At 72.7% G+C, this 1,825-nt stretch carries 1 protein-coding gene; it reads left to right on the top strand.

What is annotated here, in order from left to right; translation table 11 throughout:
* Nucleotides 1-1,783, top strand: a 1,783-nt coding sequence (locus tag DQW06_RS23300) for a glycoside hydrolase family 2 protein (RefSeq protein ID WP_117199316.1), incomplete at its 5' end; no start/stop codon positions are given.
* Nucleotides 1,784-1,825: the final 42 nt, after the last annotated feature.

The raw sequence follows: 1,825 nt of genomic DNA, 5'->3' as shown, positions 1-1,825 counted from the left end.
CCCGCGCCCGCAGTTCACCCGCCCCGACTGGCTGTGCCTGAACGGCACCTGGGACTTCGAGATCGACCGCGGCGACAGCGGGCTCGAACGGGGCCTGCGCGAGGCCGGACTCTCCGGCACCATCACCGTCCCCTTCTGCCCGGAGTCGGAGCTGTCCGGCGTGGGCGACACCGACTTCATGGAGGCGGTCTGGTACCGGCGCACCGTCCGCGTCCCCGACGCCTGGGCGGGACGGCGCGTCCTACTGCACTTCCAGGCCGTCGATCACGACACCACCGTGTGGGTCAACGGCACGGAGGTCGTCCGCCACCGCGGCGGGTTCACCCCCTTCACCGCCGACCTGTCCGGGGTCGCCGCTCCCGGCGAGGAGGCCGTGGTGGTCGTGCGCGCCCGCGACAGCCGACACGGCTTCCAGGCCCGCGGCAAGCAGGCCACCTGGTACGCCAACACCGGATGCCACTACACGCGCACCACCGGGATCTGGCAGACCGTGTGGATGGAACCGGTCCCCGACACGCACCTGCGCCGCCCCCGCATCACCCCGGACCTGGCCAACGGGGCCTTCCACCTGCTCCTGCCGCTGTCCGGCAGCGGCGAGGGCCTGCGGGTGCGCGCCGTCCTGGAGGACGGGGACGGCGAGGTCACCGCCGCCGAGGCCCGCGCCGACCTGGACACCGCGCCCCGGCTGACACTGGCGGTGCCGGTGGAGCGGCGCCGCGCCTGGTCGCCGCAGGACCCGCACCTGTACACGCTGCGCCTGGAACTGCTGGACGCCGAGGGGAGGGTGGTGGACCGGGCCGGGTCCTACGCGGGCCTGCGGTCGGTCTCCGTCCAGGGCAAGGCGATCCTGATCAACGGCCGACGCGTGTTCCAGCGCCTGGTCCTGGACCAGGGCTACTACCCCGACGGGCTGATGACCGCGCCCGACGACGCCGCCCTGGTGCGCGACATCGAACTGGGTCTGCGGGCCGGGTTCAACGGGGCCCGCCTGCACCAGAAGGTCTTCGAGGAGCGCTTCCTCTACCACGCCGACCGGCTCGGCTACCTGGTCTGGGGCGAGTTCGGCGACTGGGGGTGCGCGGCCCACGGCGGCCCCGCCGACGACAACCAGCGGCCGGACGCCTCCTACGTGGCCCAGTGGACCGAAGCCGTGGAACGCGACTACTCCCACCCCAGCGTCGTCGGGTGGTGCCCGCTCAACGAGACCTTCCAACGGCTGCACGACCGCTTCACCGCGCTGGACGACGTGACCCGCGCGATGTTCCTGGCCACCAAGGCGATCGACCCCTCCCGCCCGGTGGTGGACGCCTCCGGATACGCCCACCGGGTCCCCGAGACCGACGTCTACGACTCCCACAGCTACGAGCAGGACCCCGAGGCGTTCCGCAAGCAGATGAGCGGCCTCGCCCAGGACGACCCCTACGTCAACCGCGGCGCGGACGGCCGCGACTGGTCGGTGCCCTACCGCGGCCAGCCCTACTTCTGCAGCGAGTTCGGCGGGATCCGCTGGGACCCCGGCACCGACGGCGGCGAGCAGTCGTGGGGGTACGGCGACGACCCCAGGACCCCGGAGGAGTTCCACACCCGCTTCGAGGGTCTGACGGGCGTGCTGCTGGAGGACCCGGACATGTTCGGTTACTGCTACACGCAGCTCACCGACGTGTTCCAGGAACGCAACGGCGTCTACCGGTTCGACCGCGGCGACAAGCTCGACACCGCCCGCATCGCGGCCGCCCAGCGCAGGACCGCCGCGTACGAGAAGGCCGATCGTCGGCCCGAGTGAGTGCGTCCCCGGGACGCCCCGGGGACCACCGCCCCCCACCAC

Source organism: Nocardiopsis sp. TNDT3, from assembly GCF_003427465.1.
In the GTDB taxonomy this organism is placed as follows: Bacteria; Actinomycetota; Actinomycetes; order Streptosporangiales; family Streptosporangiaceae; genus Nocardiopsis; species Nocardiopsis dassonvillei.
Note: the sequence above shows the minus strand (reverse complement) of the source record. Positions and strands in the feature narration are given on the sequence as shown.